This is a genomic window from Paucibacter sp. PLA-PC-4 (assembly GCF_026241155.1).
GTDB lineage: Bacteria > Pseudomonadota > Gammaproteobacteria > Burkholderiales > Burkholderiaceae_C > Roseateles_E.
The window spans coordinates 293,999-311,034 of sequence record NZ_JAPFGP010000003.1 but is presented as its reverse complement, the minus strand read 5'-3'; the positions used below and the strand labels follow the sequence as shown (position 1 = coordinate 311,034).

The following is a 17,036-nucleotide window of genomic DNA, read 5'->3' as shown; positions in this document are numbered from 1 at the left end:
CCGGCCGAGCACCTGGTCGCCGTGGCCGGCGACCAGGATCTGCGGTTCAGACGTAGCAGCTGCAGCCCAAGGCGCCCCAGAATGCCCCGGTCTCCGGCCCACTGCTGCGGGCCGCGCTGGCGACGGCCAGGTGGTCGTGGCCATGCAGGCCGCAGGCGCTTGCGCAGGCGCACATGGCCGCGTAGTGGTAGCGCTTCTGCAGCTCGGAGGCACCGACGGCGGCGCTCTTGCGCGCCTGGTAGCCGCCGTAGCGGCGCACCGGCGACCAGTCGGGCGAGGCCGGCGGCAGCGGCGGGGCCAGCGATTCGTAAGTGCCGCTGCCGTGCACCGGCTGGCCGGCCACGACGGTCAGCACCGAGGTGATGTCCTGGATCTGGTCTTCCGGCACGCTGAGGAAGTCGCGGTCCAGCACCGCCAGGTCGGCAAAGGCGCCGGCCTTCAGGACGCCCTTCTTGCTGGTATCGCGCGAGAACCAGGCGCCGTCGGCCGTCATCAGGCGCAGCGCGGCGATACGGTCCAGGCGCCGCTCCTCGGGATAGATCACCGTGCCACCGATGGTGCGGCCCGACACCAGCCAGTACAGCGCCTGCCAGGGGTTGTAGCTGTTGACGCGGGTGGCGTCCGTGCCCAGGGTCACCGGCAGGCCTTGCTCCAGCATGCGCTTGACCGGCGGGGTCTCGGCCGTGGCCTTCAGGCCGTAGCGGCGGATGAAGTACTCGCCCTGCATCGACATGCGGTTTTGGATCGCGACGCCGCCGCCGAGCCTCTTGATGCGTTCCAGGTTTGGTGGGGAGACTGTCTCGCAATGATCGAAGAACCAGCCCAGCTTGTCGATCGGCAAGTCGCGATGCACCTTCTCGAACACATCGAGCGCCCGCGAGATCGTCTGGTCGTAGGTGGCATGCATGCGCCAGGGCCAGCCATTGCCGGCCAGAAAGCGCACCACCCCCTCGAGATCTCCCTCCATCGCCTGCGGCATCTCGGGCCTTGGCATCAGGAAGTCCTCGAAGTCTGCCGCCGAGAAGGCCAGCATCTCGCCGGCACCGTTGAGCTTGTAGAAATCGCTACCGTCGCCGGGCTTGCCCATCTTCGCCCAGCGCTGGAAATCGGCCAGCTCCTGCTTGGCTTTCTGCGGGAACAGGTTGTAGGCGATGCGCAGCGTCAGCCGGCCTTCCTTGGCCAGCTTGTCGATGATGGCGTAGTCGTCTGGATAGTTCTGGAAGCCGCCGCCGGCATCGCCAACGGAGGTCACGCCCAGGCGGTTTTCCTCGCGCATGAAGTGCAGCGTGGAGTTGAGCTGCTGCTCGGGGTCGAGCTTGGGTCCGAAGTTCAGCGTGTTGTAGAGCACGAAAGCGTTCGGTTCGGCCAGCAGCAGCCCGGTGGGCTCGCCGGTCTTGGAATCGCGCTCGATGATGGCGCCGGGCGGCTGCGGCGTGTCCTTGGTGTAGCCGACCGCGCGCAGCGCCGCACGGTTCAGGAAGGCCATGTTGTAGAGGTTCAGCACGAAGACCGGCGTGTCTGGTGCGGCCGCGTTGAGCTCGGCCAGCGAGGGCATGCGCTTCTCGTCGAACTGGAACTCGTTCCAGCCACCGACCACCCGCAGCCATTGCGGCGAGGGCGTGCGCGCGGCTTGCTCGCGCAGCATCTCCAGCGCCGCGCCCAGGTTGCGCACGCCGTCCCAGCGCAGCTCCAGGTTGTAGTTGAGGCCCCCGCGGATGATGTGCATATGCGAGTCGATCAGGCCCGGGATCACGCGGCGCTTGGCCAGGTCGACAATGCGGGTCCGGCTGTCCGCCAGCTTGCTGATCTCGGCATCACTGCCGACGGCCATCACCAGGCCGGCCTTCAGCGCGATGGCTGTGGTCTCGGGCTTGGCCGGATCGAGCGTGGTGATGCGGCCGTTACGCAGGACCATATCTGGCGCGGCGCGACCGTCGCCACCATGGGCCAGCGTCGGCCCGGCTAACACACCCAGACCCAGGGCCGCAGCGGCTTCAAGGAAGTCGCGGCGTGCCGTGAGTGGCTCGTTGCCCTGATTTACCAGCTGTTTGAACATGGGAGTCGACCTCGTCGGCAAGTGGGGCGAATGGATACAGCTGCATCTTCGTGTTGAGCTGCGCCCTTGTCCTGCCGTGATCGGTCGGGATCGGGCTCCCCCGAAAGAGGCATCAGGCGCCCGTCAGAGCCCAGGCTCAGATTTCGTCGATCGCGGTCTGCGTGGTCTGGCCGCCCTCCAGCGAAAAGCGGTCGCGCGTGCGCACATAGAAGCTGGCGCCGAAGCGGCCTACCGGGTGGTAGTCCTGAAGACGCACGCGCCAGGTCTGCGTATCGATCAGACCCTCGCGCGCATGCAACCAACGCACCTGGCCGATGAAGATCTGGCGGCTGGCGGTCTCCAGCGTCTCCCATAAGGTGCATTCAAACGCAACCGGCGCCTCGACGATGCGGGCCGGCTTAACGAGCCGACAGGGGGCCGCATTCAGTCCCACGTGGGCCAGCTCGCTGACATCCGGGGGCAGGCGCTCGCCGCAGCGGTGCATGGCCTCGGCCATCGCCTCATCCGGCAGGTGCACGACGAACTCGCCGCTGCGCTGGATGTTCGAGGCGGTGTCCTTTAGCGCGCCGTCCTTGAGCCGATTGACGCTGATCATCACGATGGGCGGCTCTTCGCCCAACATATTGAACATGCTGAAGGGCGCGGCATTCACGACGCCCGCCTCGTTGACCGTCGTGACCAGAGCGATCGGCCGCGGCACGATCAGACTGGCCATCAGCTTGTAGCGCTGGTATTCGGTAAGGGCGGCGAAATCTACGTTCATGCGATACCCATCTAGGTTTTTAGTCCAAGTTTTTGAGCCAAGCTCGGTTCGGGTTGCTCGCTGTGCAGCACGATGCGCTGCTCGAGCTCGCGCAAATGCGTTTGCATCAGCTTCAGCGCGCCCTTGGCATTGCCGCTGGCGATACAGTCGACGATGCGCTCATGTTCCTCATGCTCGCAGGCTGCATTGCCGGGCGGCTCGTAGAGCGCAACGATCAGCGAGCAGCGCGAGATCAGCTCGGTCAGATAGCGCAGAAGCACCGGGTTGCGTCCCAACGCCGCGACCTGCAGATGAAAACTGCTGGCCAGGCGTGCCCAGGCTGGCTGATCGAAGCGGTGCATGGCCTCGTGTTCTTGGGCCAGCTGCTTGCGCAGCGCGGCGATGTCGGCCTTGGTGGCGTGCTCGACGGCCAGTTCCAGCAGCGCCCCCTCCAACGCGCGGCGCGCCTCAAAGATCTGGCGCGTTTCCTCCGGTGTCGGCGCCGCGACGACGGCGCCGCGGTTCAGGCGCAGCTCGACGATGTGGTCATGGGCCAGGCGTTGCAGGACTTTGCGCACCGTCGCGCGCTTGACGTCAAACAGCTCGCACAGCGCCGCCTCTGGTAGCTTGGTGCCGGGGGTCAGGCGTTGTTCCATCACACCCTCGAACACCGAGCGGTAGATGCGCTCCTCGATGTCGAGCGGGGCTTCGGGCTTGGCTGCGCGGCTTGTGATCATGTTGTTGGCTGTCGATATGGTGGCTGGATTGTCGCCACTAGATGTCAACAATCTGTAGTGTCTCCATGTGCGAGGCGATTTGCCCCGGCGTGCACAGCCAGATCTCACTGCGCCGTTCTGCGATATGGGTCAGCGCCCGTCGCAGATGGCGCAGCCGGTAGGGCTGGCCGACCAAATAGGGGTGTAGTGCGACACCCATCACCAGGGCTTGGTCATGGCGCTCGGTCTGCGCCAGCATCTCGTCGACGTTATCGACAATCATCCGCGCGAAGTCCTTGGCATCCATCTGCCGCGCCACCAGCATCGGGATGTCGTTGAGTTCCTGCGGGTAGGGAATAGACCAGAGCGGGCGGCCGCTGCGGGTGCGCATCCGGGTCGGCTGGTCGTCGTGGCTCCAGTCCAGCGTATAGCGATAGCCGGCCTCGGCCAGTAGATCGGGCGTAAGCCGGCTCTCCGAGATCCAGGGTGAAAGCCAGCCGGTGGCTTGGCGGCCTGAGCGGGCCTGGATCTCATCTCGGCAGGCCGCGAGCAGCGCGGCCTCGCGAGTCTCGTCCCAGCCGCCCTGGCGCTCGGCATTGGTGTGGCCGTGGCCGATCAGTTCGTCGCCGCGCGCCAGCAGAGCCGCCACCAGCTCGGGGCAGTGTTGATAAAGCGAGGTATTGATCAGCGCGCCTGTTGGCAGGCCCAAGTCGTCGAACAACTCCAGGCAGCGCCAGGCGCCGACCCGGTTGCCGTACTCGCGCCAACTGTAGTTCAGCACATCGGGCTCGGGACTGACAGGGCCGAGCGCTGCGCCCAGTCCCTCGCCAAAGGCGAAGTGCTCGACATTGAAACCGAGGTAGATAGCCAAGCGCTTTTCATTAGGCCAGGTCCAACGTGGGCGACGTGTGATGGGCCGGTAGTGAAAACGGCCGTGCGTGGGCAGCGGGTTCAGCATGGTGCAGCGATGCACCGGCGTGGCGCATGGGGGTTGACGGTCTCGGGCATGTGGGTGAACTTTCTGATTGTCGACAATATGTATATCTACATGTTTGCAATAAACAGACCATGTGTCGACATGGCATGGAGTTTGCGAGCTACAGCGAGTCATCCTTCAAACCCCTGGAGCCTCCGATGTCCTTCAAGCTTTCCCGCCGCCCCTTGTTGATCTGCGCCGCCGCGCTCGCAGCCCTGGGTCTGAGCCCGGTGCAGGCCCAGGAGCCCATCAAGATCGGCCTGGTGACCGCCTTGTCCGGCCAGTCGGCGCGTGCCGGTGAGGCCATCACGCGCGGCCTGGCGGTGGCCATCGACGAGATCAATGCCAGGGGCGGGCTGCTGGGCGGTCGCAAACTGGAACTGGTGCGGCGCGATGACGAGGGCGCGCCGGCCAAGGGTGTGGTGGCGGCGCGCGAGTTGATCTTCAAGGAGAAGGTTGCGGTGCTGTTCGGCGGCTTGGACACGCCGGTGTCGATGGCGCTGGTGCCGCTGGCCAATCAGGAGAAGGTGCCCTTCATGGGCCCGTGGGCGGCCGGCACGCCGATCACCAAGAATGGTGCCAACCCGAACTTTGCCTTTCGCGTATCGGCCGTCGACGAGATCGTCAACAAGGCCATGCTGCAATACGCCCAGAGCACTTTCAAGGCCAGCAAGCCCGGCATGATTCTGGTTAACAACCCCTGGGGCGAGAGCAATGAGAAGGGGCTTGTCGCGGCACTGGCCGCCAAGGGCATGAAGGCAGTGGGCATCGAAAAGTTCGAGGCCAATGATGTCGACGTGGTGCCGCAGTTGAGCCGTCTGAAGGCCGCCGGAGCGGACAGCCTCTTCATGGTCGGCAATGTCGGACCATCGGCCCAGGTCGTCAAATCGCTTGACCGCATGGGCTGGAAGGTGCCCATCGTCTCTCACTGGGGCCCCGCAGGCGGCCGCTTCACCGAGTTGGCCGGCCCGAATGCGAAGAGCGTTCACTTCGTGCAGACCTACAGCTTCTTCGGCAAGCAAAACGCCGTGGGCGAGAAGGTCATGAAGGCGTTGATGGCAAAGTACGCGGACATCAAGGGCCCTGACGATGTGACGCCGGCGGTTGGCGTAGCCAATGCCTATGACGCGATGCAACTGGCAGCACTGGCGATCACGGCGGCCGGCTCGACCCAAGGCGACGCGGTGCGCCAGGGCTTCTACAAGATCGGCCGCTATGAAGGCCTGATCAAGACCTATGACAAGCCCTTCACGGCCCAGGTGCATGACGCGGTGACCGAGAACGACTACGTCTGGGCCCAGTTCATCGACAACCGCATCCTGCCGGTCGCGAACTGAGATGCTGTATCTGTCGGCGCTGATCAGCGGCCTGGGCCTGGGCAGCATGTATGGCTTGATGGCTCTGGGCTTTCACGTCACCCATGCGGTCTCGGGCACGGTCAACTTCGCCCAAGGCAGCTCGATGATGCTGGGGGCCGTGCTCTGCTATGCGCTGGCGCAGGGCGCCGGCTGGCCTTTGCCGCTGGCGGCGCTGCTCGCGCTGGCGGGCTGCGCGGCCTACGGCCTGCTTGTCGAGCGACTGGCGGTACGACCCTTCGCGACCCGCGGCTCGAACGCCTGGCTGATGTCCACCGTCGCGCTGGGCATCGTGCTGGACAACCTCGTGATGTTCGTCTTCGGCAAGGAGCCGCGCAGTCTGCCCTCGCCGATGGCGACGACGCCCATCGAACTCGGCGCAGTAGGCCTGGGCGTCTATCCGCTGCAACTGCTGATCCCGCTGGTGGGCCTGGCGTTGGCCGGCGCGCTGCATTGGGTGGCAAGGCACACGCGCTGGGGTGTTGCGATGCTGGCCGTGGTGCAGAACCCGGCCGCGGCGCGACTCATGGGCATCCCGATCCAGCGCGTGATCGCGGTGGCCTTCGCACTATCGACGCTGTTCGCTGGCGTGGCCGGCGTGCTGATCGCGCCGCTGTTCAATGTGCATGCTGACATGGGAACGCTGTTCGGGCTCAAGGCATTTGCGGTGGCGATGCTTGGCGGCATTGGCAGCGCCTGGGGCGTGATGGCGGCCGGTCTGCTGTTCGGCGTCAGCGAAGCGCTGATCACCAGCACGCTGGGCTCCAGCTACACGCAGATCATCAGCTTTTCCCTCGTCATCGCAGTGCTGGCTTGCAAACCCAATGGTCTCTTTGGCCGCATGGAAGTGAAGAAGGTATGACGGGAGGCAAGACCTGGCCCTGGATTGCAGGCCTTTCGGTGCTGGGCGCTGGATTGGTACTGGCGACGACCTTGAACGGCTATTACGTCTTCGTGCTGGCCCAGGTGGCCCTCTTGGCCCTGGTGGGCATAGGCCTGAATGTGCTGATCGGCCTGTCCGGCCAGGTGTCGTTCGGCCATGTCGGCTTCTACGCGATTGGCGCCTATGCGGTGGCCATCCTGACCGGCGCGGCCGGCTGGAGCTTCTGGGCCGCGTGGCCTCTGGCCCTGCTGGCCTCGGCGGCCGCCGGCGCACTGCTGGCGCTACCGGCGTTGCGCGTCAAGGGGCCGTATCTGGCGATGATCACGATCGCCTTCGGTTTCATCGTCGAGCATGGTGCTGCCGAATGGCGCGGCCTGACAGGCGGGCAGAACGGACTGATGGGCTACGGCGGGCCCGGCCTCGGTAGCTTCGCCTCGGGCGAGCGTGCGGTAGCGATGCTGGCGCTGATCGCCGCGGCCGCTTCTTTCGTCGGCTACTGCCTGCTGGCTCGCGGCCGCTGGGGTGCGGGTCTGCGCGCGGTGCGTGACAGCGAGACCGCGGCCGAGTCCATCGGCCTGAAGCCGCTGCCGATCAAGGTCGTGGCTTTCGCGGTGTCTGCCGGTCTAGCCGGCCTGGCCGGCGGCCTGTTCGCGCCGCTGGCCGGCATGGTCACGCCCGGCAGCTTTGCCTTCGTGCAGTCCATCCTCTTTGTGCTGGTGGTCGTTCTGGGCGGTGCTGGATCGGCCATCGGCCCGCTGATCGGCGCACTGATCGTGGGCCTGCTGCCAGAGGTCTTGAGCGGCATGGAGGAGTACCGTCTGCTGTTCTTCGGCGCCTTGCTGTTGGTCGTGCTGTGGGTGGCGCCGGATGGCGTGGCCGGTTTGCTGCAGCGCCTGTGGCAACGCCGGGGTATGCCGCTGATCGCCAGTGGCGTGAACTTACCGCTTTCGGCGCGTGTTCGTCAAGGCATGAGCGCCGAAGGCCTGGGCCGGATGTTCGGCGGTGTGCGCGCGGTGCATGATCTGAGCTTTGAGGCCCGGCCCGGCGCGGTGACTGCCCTGATCGGCCCGAATGGCGCCGGCAAGACCACGGCGCTGAACTTGTTGAGCGGTTTCTACACGCCCAGCAGCGGCGGGTTTGCGCTGGGTGACAAGTCGCTGGCGGGCCGGCCGGCCCATGCGGTGGCGCGTGCCGGCCTGGCCCGCAGCTACCAGAGCTCGCAGTTGTTCGGCTCGCTGAGCGTGCTGGACAATGTTGCGTTGGCCTGCCTGCGCGGCCGCCTCGGTGGGCTGTTCGGCGCAGCCGGCCTGCGCACACCGGCGGTGCGTGAGCGCAGCCTGGCCTTGCTGGGCGCTTGCGGCTACGGCGGCGACGTGAACCTGCCGGCCGCCGATTTGCCGCATGTCGATCGCCGTGTCGTCGAGATCGCGCGCGCACTGGCCACCGATCCCGACATGCTGCTGCTTGACGAGCCGGCCGCGGGCCTATCGGCCGAGGACAAGCTGCGCCTGGCCCTGCTGTTGCGCCGCATCGCCGACGAGGCCGGTGTCGGCGTCCTGCTGGTTGAGCACGACATGGGCCTGGTGATGGGCGTGTCCGACCATGTAGTGGTGCTGGACGCAGGCCAGCGCTTGGCCATGGGTACACCGGCCGAGATCCAGGCCGACCCGCTGGTACGCCGGGCCTATCTCGGGGAGGGCAGCCTGCTGGAAGCACAGGCGTTCACGCATCAACGCCAGCTCGGCGCCGAGCTGCTGCACGTCGGCGCCTTGCACACCGGCTATGGCGCGGCACCCGTGCTCAAGGGTATCGAACTGCAGCTGCGCGAGGGCGAGCTGCTGGCCGTGCTGGGTGCCAATGGCGCCGGCAAGTCGACGCTCATGCGCGCGCTGTCCGGGCTGCAGCGGCCGGTGCAGGGCGGCATCCATCTGGCCGGTGAGGACCTGACCGATCTGGGTGCCGAGGCCATCGCCCGGCGCGGTCTGGTGCTGGTGCCCGAGGGCCGCCAGGTCTTTGCGGAGCTGAGCGTGCGGGACAATCTGCGCTTGGGCGGCTTCCTGCATCCGAAAGGGCTGGAGGCGCGCGCCGAAGCGATGCTGGAGCGCTTTCCCCGTTTAAGAGAGCGACTGCACCAGCGAGCCGGCCTGCTGTCGGGTGGCGAGCAGCAGATGCTGGCGGTGGCACGCGGCCTGATGGCCAAGCCACGCGTGTTGCTGCTGGACGAGCCTTCGCTGGGTCTGGCGCCGAAGGTGATCGCCGACCTGTTTGCGGTGCTGGCGCGCTTGCGCGAGGAAGGACTGACCATTGTCCTGGTGGACCAAATGGCAGCGCTGGCACTGTCGCTGGCCGACCGGGCCTGCGTGATCGAGGACGGGCATGTGGTGCTGGCCGGCACGGCGGCCGAGGTGGCGGCCGATCCAGCGCTGCAAAAAGCCTATCTGGGCGCCTGAGGTGTCTTCCGGCAGCTGGGTCGGGGCCGGTCATACTGGCCGTCCGCTTGACTGTTGCACAGGACGATACCGATGAAGACTTGGACCTCGATGGGGCTGGCCGCCGCCGCGCTGATCAGCACCGTGCCGGCGCAGGCAGATGCCGCGCTGAAGACCGCTATTGCCGGCGCCCAGCGCACGCCGGCCTTCGTGTCGCGCGATGTCTGGCGCCACCCTTATGAAACGCTGAGCTTCTTCGGCCTGCGAGCGACCGATACCGTTGTCGAGCTGAGCCCCGGTGGCGGCTGGTACACCGAGATCCTGGCTCCCTATCTGCGCGAGCGCGGGCGTTTGATCTTGGCAGGCGACGATCCCGCGTCGCCACAGGCCTATTTCCAGCGCAGTGCTGCGCGGCTGAAACAGAAGCTGGAGGCGCAGCCGGCCGTCTATGACAAGGTGCAGCTGACCGTGTTCGACGCCGGTGCCGGCAAGCTCGCCTATGCGCCGGCGGGCGGGGCCGATCTGGTGTTGACCTTTCGCAATGTCCACAACTGGATGAGCCATGGCGAGGCCAAGACACAGGCAGTGTTCCGCAGCGCGTTCGACAGCCTCAAGCCCGGCGGCGTGTTCGGTGTGGTCGAACATCGCTTGCCGGCCGAACGGGTGCAGGACGAGAAGGCCGACAGCGGCTATGTGCAGCAGGCCTATGTCGTGCGCATGGCCGAGCGCGTCGGCTTCAAGCTGGCGGCCAGCAGCGAAATCAACGCCAACCCCAGGGACACGGCCGACCATGAGGGCGGGGTTTGGTCGCTGCCGCCGACTTATGGGCTCAAGGACAAGGACCGGGCGCGCTACGAGGCGATCGGCGAGAGTGACCGCATGACGCTCAAGTTCGTCAAACCCTGAGTCTTGCGCCGCCGACGGCCCCCGGGGCCGGCTGTTGCCTGCGGGCGGGTTTGTGCCCGCTTGCGAGGCCGCACGCACAGGCATATTGACGGAACCGACCCGGCATGGCGCCTACCCAGCAAGCCCCGCAGTGATGCGGCTGTGATGTCGGTGCCTTCACAAGAAATCGCGCTGCTGGCGGCCAGGCCCAGCAGTCGGCCCTTGTGGCGCGAGTACCTAGTGCTGACCAAGCCGCGCGTGGTTGCACTGATGCTGTTCACCGTGCTGGTGGGCATGTTGCTGGCCGCGCGCACGCCGCTGCCCTGGACCTTGTGGCTGGGCGCACCGCTGGGAATCGCCCTGGTGGCCGGCGCAGCGGCCGCGATCAAACATCTGGTGGACCGCCGCATCGACGCGCTGACGGCCCGTACCCGGGCCCGCCCGCTGCCGCGCGGCAAGCTCAGCGGGGGCCAGGTGCTGCTGTTCGCGCTGGTCCTGGGCACGGCCGGTATGGCCTTGCTGCTGCTGACGACGACCAATCTGCTGTGCGCGCTGCTGACCCTGGCCTCGCTGCTGGGCTGGGTCGCCGTCAGCGGGGCGCTTGATCCCGGCGCGCTGACCCTGTTTCTGATCATCTTCATCTGGACCCCGCCGCATTTTTGGGCCCTGGCCATCCATCGCCGCGAGGACTATGCGCGCGCGGCCGTGTCTATGCTGCCGGTGCTGCATGGCGTGGCCTACACGACCCGGCGGATCTGGGCCTACACCCTGGCCCTTCTGACGATCAGCCTGCTGCCGGTGGCAATAGGCATGAGCGGTGCGCTCTACCTGCTCGGCGCGCTGCTGCTGGGCGCGCGTTATGCCGATCTGTCCTGGCGGCTGCGGCGCAACGAGGGCCTGGCCAGGACGAGCTTCCGCTACTCCATCGTCTATCTGTTCGGCCTGTTCGGCTCGCTGCTGGTCGATCACTTCTTGCTGCGCTGAATCCAGCGCCGGGCTCGGGCCATACTGGGCCGATGCAAGAAGACAATACCGTTACCCCCACCATCGCCTTCATCGGCGCCGGCCGTCTCGGTCGCTGCCTGGCCCAGGCCCTGAGCACTGCCGGTGAGACCGTGCTGGCGCCGCTGGGTCGCAGTGATGACACGGCCGCCGCGCTGGCCGCCGATCTGGTGTTCCTGACCGTGCCCGACGACGCGATCGCGCCGCTGGCGCGCAGCCTGCCGTGGCGACGCGGCCAGGCGGTCGTGCACTGCAGCGGCGCCACCGAGCTCGGCGCACTGGAGGCCGCAGCGGCGGCCGGCGCTGTGGTCGGCGGTTTCCATCCGTTGCAGATCTTCACGGCCGACACGCAGCAGTCCGCCGCGCTGCTGGCCGGCTCCTGCGTCGCGATCGAAGCCCAGCTGCCCTTGCTGGGCGAGTTGCAGCGCCTGGCCGGTTTGCTGCAGATGCGGCCGCTGACGCTGCCGGCCGGCAGCCGTGCCGCCTATCACGGCGCCGCCAGCTTTGCGGCCAGCTTCTTGTTGTCGATGCTGGACGAGGCGGCCCAGGTCTGGGCCGCCGCCGGCCTGCCGCAAGACCTGACCCTGCCGGCCCTGCTGCCGCTGGCGCGCGGCACCCTGGCGGCGGCCGAGGCGCGCGGTCTGGCCGGCGCGCTGGCAGGACCGATTTCGCGTGCTGACACCGGGGTGCTGGCCGCTCATCTGCGCGCATTCGACGCACTGGGCGGCGAGCATGGCAATTTCTACCGCCAGCTGTCGCGCCGCCAGCTCGGGCTGGCGCGCACGGCCGGGCGGCTCGACGAGCAGCAGCTACAGCGTCTCGCCCAACTGATCGCGGCGCCGCCGAGCCAGCCCTGACGATGGACGCGCTCAGCGCGCCTTGTCTTCCAGCCGCAGCCGCAGATCGCGCAGGGTCGAGGCCGAGCGGCCGAACTCGATAGCCGCCAGCTTGTCCGTGCTCTTGCCGCCGGAGCGCAATATGCGGCCGAAGGTCGACTGCACGGTGGCCGGGTCGTCGTCGAAATCGCCATGGTGCTGGGCGCGGCTGCGCGGGTTCGCACCGGCCTTGTCGGGTGATAGCACCAGCTCGGCCTTGGCCGAGGCGAACAGCCGGCTCAGCTCGGCGTCGGCCTCTATGCAGCGCTGCAGGCCCAGGATCGGCGTGCCGTCCTGCACCATCGGTACCCGCTGGCGCGCCTCGAAGGCGTTGGAGACCAGATAGAGCAGGGACTTGTTGTAGAGCTTGGCGCAGTTGTCGTCCTTCTCGGTCTTGTCGTCCAGCGCATAGAGCGCGAAGTCCTGGATGCGGCCGCTCTTGATGGCGGGCAGATAGTCGCTCTTGAACAGCGCGGTCGTGCAGGCCGGGGCCCACAGCGTGCAGCTGACGATCTTGGTCTTGGCCGATAGCAGGCCCACCAGCGGCGCCAGCAGGATAGCCCCGGCGCTGTGGGCGACCAGATGGATCTCCAGCCCCGGCTCGTCCTTCAGCAGGGCCAGCAGATGCTCGGCGACTTTCTGGGCCGCGCCGCCCTTGCGGCTGGCGGCCAGCGCGTTCTCCTTCATCTCGTCCCAGGCCGCCTTGCCGGTCAGATTGCGCGCCACCGGTTCCAGCAGATCGTCCAGACGGTCAAGCAAAAAGTCCTTGGCCGCATCGAAGGCGCCCTCGGGACGGCGCCGGCGAACGGCGTCCTGAAGGATGTTGCTGATGGTGCTCCAGTAGTCGCTGCGCCAGATGAAGGCAAGCGGATAGACCCCGGCCTCCAGCAGTGCCGGCCGGTACTCGGCCAGGCGCTGCAGCGCGGCCTGCTCGCTGACCAGTCCCCCATGGGCGTACAGCAGCAGGCGCTTTTTGGGCCAGGGCGCCAAGGTCTGCCGCACATCGTTGGCAAAGAGCTGGGCCAGTTCGTCCTCGTTCATGCCGTACTCGCCGCCGGGCCGCAGCCGGCCTTCGTTGCCGACGCTGACCACATGCGGACGCAAGGCCATGTGACTGACCTTGGTCGCACCCGAGGGACCGCTGAGCTGAGCGGCCGGCTCGCCGGCCGGCGTCGCCAACCGAATCGGCGCGCCCAGGCGAGCAACCCAGACGTCGGTCGCGTTGCGCAGCCAGTCGTCGTAGAAGATTCGCGCAAAGCCCTGGCGGCCCCAGTCCGGTCCCCAGGAGTTCTGCAACCAGAAGCCTTGTTCGTCATAGGCGACGATGGCGAAGGCATGGCCGCCGAGCTCCTGGTCTGAGGGTTTGATGATGCCGTCGGCGCCGACCGCGTCCCAGCCCGCATGCACCGAGGCGGTGGCGAACAGGACGCCGACCTCCGCGAGCGCCGCATGCATCGCGACCAGGTCTTTGTGGTTGACACGGAAGTAGGCGCCAAGTGGCCGGCCTTGTGCGTTTTCGACCCGACTCTGCGACAGGCCCTTCTCGCCGCCGCGCTTGGGCTTGTAGGGCCAGACGCTCTCGGCGCAGACGCCGTGTTTGTGCCAGCCCTTCATCGCACCGCGTGCGCTCGAACCCGAGTAGCTCTCGCCGGGCCATTCGTCGTAACGCCGCGCCATGTCGTAGAGCATGCGCGGGCTGACCGGTGTCGGATCGGGCACGACCTTGCGGCGGCGCAGCAGGAAGTTCGCGACGGTGGCCAGGCCAAAGCCGGTACAGGCGCCTTCCTGGCCCTGGTCGAGGATGGGTACCTCCAGGGCCTGGTAGTCCTCCAGCGCGATCCGTGAGGGCACTTCGACAAGGGTTGAGACGTACATGCGATCGCGAAAATCCAGCGTGTCGCGGCGTGCGTCCAGCGTGCGCTTGGTGGCGGCAGGCGCCTTCTTCTTGGTGGCCATCAAGGTCTCCTCAGGATATTGAGCCCGGCAGGCTGCCACGCGGCGCGGCGCCTGCCTATCCCCAGCTAATAGAACACGGTGCCGAGGTCCAGCGTGGAGCGTCGGCCGAGCTGCTCGCGGTGCTGGTCCAGCCATTGCCGGGCGCGTTCACGCCCCAACTTCTTGAGCATGTCGAAGAACTTCAGATTGGCCGCCAGCTTGCTGTCGGCGTGCAGCTCGCCAAGCACATCGGCAGCCTCGATCAAATGAAAGCGCAGCTGCTGGGTTCGCCGCTCGAGGCTGCCGATCTGCAGGTTCAGCCAGCGTCTGGGCAGGTGCTCGCGTAGATGGGCGAACATGCGCATCTCCCGCAGGAAGGTGGCGTTGAAGGCGATCTCCAACGCGCGGCTGTGGATGTCGGCGGCGCTGACCGGCGTCGACTTGTGCTTGAGCGGCGTCAACAACACCAGCAGCACATCGCTGGATCGGCATTCGAAGAACAGCGGGAAAACCGCTGGATTGGCCGCATAGCCGCCGTCCCAGTAGGGCTCGCCTTCGATCTCGATGGCCCGGTGAACGGTGGGCAGGCACGCCGAGGCCAGCAGCACCTCGGCGCTCAGCTCGGGATTTCGGAACAGACGCAGCTTGCCGCTATTGGCCTGGGTGGTGGCAATGAAGAGCTTGACTGGACTGCACCTGCGCAGGCGCTCGAAATCGATCTGCCTGGAGATGATGTCGCGCAGCGGATTGAGATCGAAGGGGTTGAGCTGCTCGGGCGCCATGTAGTAGCTCCACTTCAGCATCAGCTTGAACATCGGCGCCAGGCTGATGTTCTGGCCATCGGCCGAGCTTTGCGTGAAATGCTCGGGCACGGTGGCGGCCACCGCGGTCCAGAAGGACTGCAGCGCCGCCCGCGCGCCATCGGCACCACCGCTCATCAGGCCCTGGGCCATCACGGCTGCGTTCATCGCGCCGGCACTGGTGCCGCTGATGCCTTCGAAGCGCAGCCGGCCATCCTCCAGCAAGGCGTCCAACACACCCCAGGTGAACGCGCCATGGGCACCTCCGCCCTGCAGGGCAAGATTGAGTGTCGGGATACGGGGTTTGCCGAGAAGTTGCATCGCGGCTCCCCCGGGGTGGCTACTCGGTGGTGACCGCGTCGGTCTTGTCGTCCGGACCCACGGCGTCCAAGGTCTTCTCGATCACCTTACCGCCGACCTTGACCCCGGTGCTGACCACCGCGCCGGCCACCGAGATGGTGGCGCCGGCCACTGCCCCGGCCACGCTAACGACTGCACATCCGCTCAGCAGCAGCAGCGTCGTGGCGAACAGCAGGCGCAATGGGATGGATGGCTTGGGAATTGTCATTGTCACGGGCGCTAGGGACTGGGCCGCATTGTGCCTAAAGCGCCGACTGTGCCATGCTTGCGGGCATGTTTGCCGTCTATGGATTGCAGGGGCGTATGTTCAGCGGGCCGCTGGACCGTGTGCGCGAGCTGGGCCCGGTGCAGGCGGTGGCGCGTCTGCGGGCACTGGCTGGGGTCGAGCGCGAGGAACAGGCGCCGCCCGCTGCGGTGATCGCCGGCCGCCTGGCTGAGGAGGGCGGTTTTGGCGGGCTTGCTGCCGAAACCCTGCCGCGCCAGGCGCTCAATGCCTATGCGCAGACCGCCGCACCGCCACGCCAGCCGCTGAGCTTGGTGCAGCAACTGATGAGCCGCCGGATGATCACCGTGCCGTTGGCTTCCACAGTGCGCGAGGCCTGGGGACTGCTGGCCCGTGCCGGCGTCGGTCAGGCGCCGGTGCTCAATGCCAAGGGGCAGCTGGTCGGTCTGATCATGCGCGCCGACTTGCTGCGTCCTGACACATTGCCGCTGGATCCGGCCGATGGCCTGGCTTGGACCGAGCGTCTGGCTCAGCCGGTGGGCAGCGCAATGTGGACCCCGGTGCCGACCGCCCAGCCCGACACCCCGGTGCGCGAGGTGGCTCAGTTGCTGCTGGACCTGCACCTGCCGGGCCTGCCGGTGCTGGACGAGCAGGGCGCGCTGCAGGGCTTTCTGTCGCGCAGCGATCTTTTGCGTGCGCTGACCCGGGAGCCGCCCCTGGACTTGTGGAGTTAGCTAAGGCCTCTAAACCACGGCTTGCCAAAGCCATCTGTCTCGTTTATGCTACGGCTTCGCCGCTGCAGTGCTTGCGCTGTGGCGGTTTTGTTTTGCCCCGCGACAATGCAGATCTTCTGCACATCGCCTCGGGTCGGCGTATGCTGGCCCTCACTGAATTGGAGAAACGCCCACATGGCCAAGGAAGAACTGATCGAAATGCAAGGCCAGGTGGACGAAGTCTTGCCGGATACCCGTTTTCGCGTGACGCTTGAGAACGGCCACCAGCTGGTCGCCTACACCTCGGGCAAGATGCGTAAGAACCATATCCGCATCCTGGCCGGCGACAAGGTTTCGCTGGAACTGTCGCCCTACGATCTGTCCAAGGGCCGCATCACCTTCCGTCACATCGAGCGCCGCGGCCCGATGCCGACGACGCCGCAGCGTCGTTACTGATTGGTTGTTTGATTCGGGGAGCCGGGACGGCTCCTCAAAACCCCAGCGAGGCCATCAGGTCGTCCACATCGTCCTGTTTGAGCGCTTTGTCGGGTGTTTGAACGCCCTCCAGCGCCGCCTGCTCGGGCGCTGCTGCCGCCACCACCGCATTGCCGGACAGCAGCTGATCCAGCGGTCGCTCGGCGCGCTCCAGCATGCGCATCACCTTGTTGATGACCTGACCCGACAGGTCCTGGAAGTCCTGCGCCATCATGATTTCAGTGTGCAGCGCCTTCTCCCGCCCGGCAAAGCTGGCGGCCGTGGCCGCATAGGCGGCGCACAGCTTCATCATTGCGCGGGCACGCTCCACTGTCAGCTCAGGCGCGGTGGCCATGCGCACCAGGGTTTCGGACAGGTCACTGCCCTGGCGGCGCACCTGCTCGGCATCGTCCTGGGCTGCATCCACCAGATTCAGCACCTTGTTGGCTGCCTGCTCGGTCATTTGTCGCACATAGGCCAGACGCTCGCAGGCGTCGGGCAGCTCATGGGCGAACTGTGTCAGGGCCTGGGCCGCCTGAGGGTCAAGGCTTAGATCGTCGGTGGTGGCTTGCATGGCGTGGGTTCCCCTGTCTGGTGTCTCGTTGCGCGCAG

Annotated in this window: 16 protein-coding genes; 8 read left to right on the top strand and 8 right to left on the bottom strand. The window is 66.8% G+C overall.

Annotated features, from left to right (window positions below; all coding sequences use genetic code 11):
• Positions 1 to 46: 46 nt before the first annotated feature.
• The 4 genes from OOZ63_RS06465 to OOZ63_RS06450 all read right to left on the bottom strand — a co-directional run bounded on the left by OOZ63_RS06465 (position 47) and on the right by OOZ63_RS06450 (position 4,472).
• Positions 47 to 2,056 carry an amidohydrolase gene (locus tag OOZ63_RS06465; protein WP_416234697.1) on the bottom strand — a complete coding sequence of 670 codons (2,010 nt, stop codon included), beginning with the start codon at positions 2,054 to 2,056 and terminating at the stop codon, positions 47 to 49.
• Positions 2,057 to 2,192: 136 nt separating this feature from the next.
• Positions 2,193 to 2,819 (bottom strand): flavin reductase family protein, encoded by a 627-nt coding sequence (locus OOZ63_RS06460; protein WP_266004603.1) that lies wholly within the window; start codon positions 2,817 to 2,819, stop codon positions 2,193 to 2,195.
• Positions 2,820 to 2,830: 11 nt separating this feature from the next.
• Positions 2,831 to 3,535, bottom strand: a complete 705-nt coding sequence (locus tag OOZ63_RS06455) for a GntR family transcriptional regulator (RefSeq protein WP_266004602.1) — start codon at positions 3,533 to 3,535, stop codon at positions 2,831 to 2,833.
• A gap of 37 nt (positions 3,536 to 3,572) precedes the next feature.
• Positions 3,573 to 4,472, bottom strand: a complete 900-nt coding sequence (locus OOZ63_RS06450) for a polysaccharide deacetylase family protein (protein WP_266004601.1) — start codon at positions 4,470 to 4,472, stop codon at positions 3,573 to 3,575.
• A 176-nt stretch (positions 4,473 to 4,648) separates the two neighbouring features.
• Between OOZ63_RS06450 and OOZ63_RS06445 the strand changes: the two genes are divergently transcribed.
• The 6 genes from OOZ63_RS06445 (at position 4,649) to OOZ63_RS06420 (ending at position 11,901) form a co-directional block, all read left to right on the top strand.
• Positions 4,649 to 5,827 (top strand): ABC transporter substrate-binding protein, encoded by a 1,179-nt coding sequence (locus OOZ63_RS06445; protein WP_266004600.1) that lies wholly within the window; start codon positions 4,649 to 4,651, stop codon positions 5,825 to 5,827.
• A 1-nt stretch (position 5,828) separates the two neighbouring features.
• A complete protein-coding gene (locus OOZ63_RS06440; protein ID WP_266004599.1) occupies positions 5,829 to 6,707 on the top strand; it encodes a branched-chain amino acid ABC transporter permease in 879 nt (292 codons plus the stop codon).
• The gene (locus OOZ63_RS06435) at positions 6,704 to 9,178 is read left to right on the top strand and encodes an ATP-binding cassette domain-containing protein (protein WP_266004598.1); all 2,475 of its coding nucleotides are present in this window, start codon (positions 6,704 to 6,706) and stop codon (positions 9,176 to 9,178) included. The genes OOZ63_RS06440 and OOZ63_RS06435 overlap by 4 nt, the downstream gene beginning before the upstream one ends.
• A gap of 72 nt (positions 9,179 to 9,250) precedes the next feature.
• Positions 9,251 to 10,063 (top strand): class I SAM-dependent methyltransferase, encoded by an 813-nt coding sequence (locus OOZ63_RS06430; protein ID WP_266004597.1) that lies wholly within the window; start codon positions 9,251 to 9,253, stop codon positions 10,061 to 10,063.
• A 144-nt stretch (positions 10,064 to 10,207) separates the two neighbouring features.
• A complete protein-coding gene (locus OOZ63_RS06425; RefSeq protein WP_266004596.1) occupies positions 10,208 to 11,026 on the top strand; it encodes a UbiA family prenyltransferase in 819 nt (272 codons plus the stop codon).
• A 32-nt stretch (positions 11,027 to 11,058) separates the two neighbouring features.
• Positions 11,059 to 11,901: a Rossmann-like and DUF2520 domain-containing protein gene (locus tag OOZ63_RS06420; RefSeq protein ID WP_266004595.1), complete on the top strand. Its 843-nt coding sequence runs from the start codon at positions 11,059 to 11,061 to the stop codon at positions 11,899 to 11,901.
• Between the two features lie 12 nt (positions 11,902 to 11,913).
• Here OOZ63_RS06420 and OOZ63_RS06415 read toward each other — a convergent pair whose 3' ends face one another.
• The 3 genes from OOZ63_RS06415 to OOZ63_RS06405 all read right to left on the bottom strand — a co-directional run bounded on the left by OOZ63_RS06415 (position 11,914) and on the right by OOZ63_RS06405 (position 15,222).
• Positions 11,914 to 13,875 (bottom strand): C1 family peptidase, encoded by a 1,962-nt coding sequence (locus tag OOZ63_RS06415; protein ID WP_266004594.1) that lies wholly within the window; start codon positions 13,873 to 13,875, stop codon positions 11,914 to 11,916.
• Positions 13,876 to 13,940: 65 nt separating this feature from the next.
• Positions 13,941 to 14,975 (bottom strand): patatin-like phospholipase family protein, encoded by a 1,035-nt coding sequence (locus OOZ63_RS06410; protein ID WP_266004593.1) that lies wholly within the window; start codon positions 14,973 to 14,975, stop codon positions 13,941 to 13,943.
• 19 nt (positions 14,976 to 14,994) lie between these two features.
• Entirely contained in the window at positions 14,995 to 15,222 is a 228-nt protein-coding gene (locus tag OOZ63_RS06405; RefSeq protein ID WP_266004592.1) for a hypothetical protein, read from the bottom strand.
• Positions 15,223 to 15,287: 65 nt separating this feature from the next.
• Here OOZ63_RS06405 and OOZ63_RS06400 point away from each other — a divergent pair, with 65 nt between their 5' ends.
• A complete protein-coding gene (locus OOZ63_RS06400; RefSeq protein ID WP_266004591.1) occupies positions 15,288 to 15,971 on the top strand; it encodes an HPP family protein in 684 nt (227 codons plus the stop codon).
• Between the two features lie 174 nt (positions 15,972 to 16,145).
• Entirely contained in the window at positions 16,146 to 16,406 is a 261-nt protein-coding gene (gene infA / locus OOZ63_RS06395) for a translation initiation factor IF-1 (protein WP_137941425.1), read from the top strand.
• Between the two features lie 34 nt (positions 16,407 to 16,440).
• Here infA and OOZ63_RS06390 read toward each other — a convergent pair whose 3' ends face one another.
• Positions 16,441 to 16,998 carry a protein phosphatase CheZ gene (locus OOZ63_RS06390; RefSeq protein ID WP_266004590.1) on the bottom strand — a complete coding sequence of 186 codons (558 nt, stop codon included), beginning with the start codon at positions 16,996 to 16,998 and terminating at the stop codon, positions 16,441 to 16,443.
• Positions 16,999 to 17,036: the final 38 nt, after the last annotated feature.

Bases quoted from the DNA above. Each gene is read 5' to 3' on its own strand.
- OOZ63_RS06465 (WP_416234697.1), bottom strand. From the start codon at position 2,056: ATGTTCAAACAGCTGGTAAATCAGGGCAACGAGCCACTCACGGCACGC.
- OOZ63_RS06460 (WP_266004603.1), bottom strand. From the start codon at position 2,819: ATGAACGTAGATTTCGCCGCCCTTACCGAATACCAGCGCTACAAGCTG.
- OOZ63_RS06455 (WP_266004602.1), bottom strand. From the start codon at position 3,535: ATGATCACAAGCCGCGCAGCCAAGCCCGAAGCCCCGCTCGACATCGAG.
- OOZ63_RS06450 (WP_266004601.1), bottom strand. From the start codon at position 4,472: ATGCTGAACCCGCTGCCCACGCACGGCCGTTTTCACTACCGGCCCATC.
- OOZ63_RS06445 (WP_266004600.1), top strand. From the start codon at position 4,649: ATGTCCTTCAAGCTTTCCCGCCGCCCCTTGTTGATCTGCGCCGCCGCG.
- OOZ63_RS06440 (WP_266004599.1), top strand. From the start codon at position 5,829: ATGCTGTATCTGTCGGCGCTGATCAGCGGCCTGGGCCTGGGCAGCATG.
- OOZ63_RS06435 (WP_266004598.1), top strand. From the start codon at position 6,704: ATGACGGGAGGCAAGACCTGGCCCTGGATTGCAGGCCTTTCGGTGCTG.
- OOZ63_RS06430 (WP_266004597.1), top strand. From the start codon at position 9,251: ATGAAGACTTGGACCTCGATGGGGCTGGCCGCCGCCGCGCTGATCAGC.
- OOZ63_RS06425 (WP_266004596.1), top strand. From the start codon at position 10,208: ATGTCGGTGCCTTCACAAGAAATCGCGCTGCTGGCGGCCAGGCCCAGC.
- OOZ63_RS06420 (WP_266004595.1), top strand. From the start codon at position 11,059: ATGCAAGAAGACAATACCGTTACCCCCACCATCGCCTTCATCGGCGCC.
- OOZ63_RS06415 (WP_266004594.1), bottom strand. From the start codon at position 13,875: ATGGCCACCAAGAAGAAGGCGCCTGCCGCCACCAAGCGCACGCTGGAC.
- OOZ63_RS06410 (WP_266004593.1), bottom strand. From the start codon at position 14,975: ATGCAACTTCTCGGCAAACCCCGTATCCCGACACTCAATCTTGCCCTG.
- OOZ63_RS06405 (WP_266004592.1), bottom strand. From the start codon at position 15,222: ATGACAATTCCCAAGCCATCCATCCCATTGCGCCTGCTGTTCGCCACG.
- OOZ63_RS06400 (WP_266004591.1), top strand. From the start codon at position 15,288: ATGTTTGCCGTCTATGGATTGCAGGGGCGTATGTTCAGCGGGCCGCTG.
- infA (WP_137941425.1), top strand. From the start codon at position 16,146: ATGGCCAAGGAAGAACTGATCGAAATGCAAGGCCAGGTGGACGAAGTC.
- OOZ63_RS06390 (WP_266004590.1), bottom strand. From the start codon at position 16,998: ATGCAAGCCACCACCGACGATCTAAGCCTTGACCCTCAGGCGGCCCAG.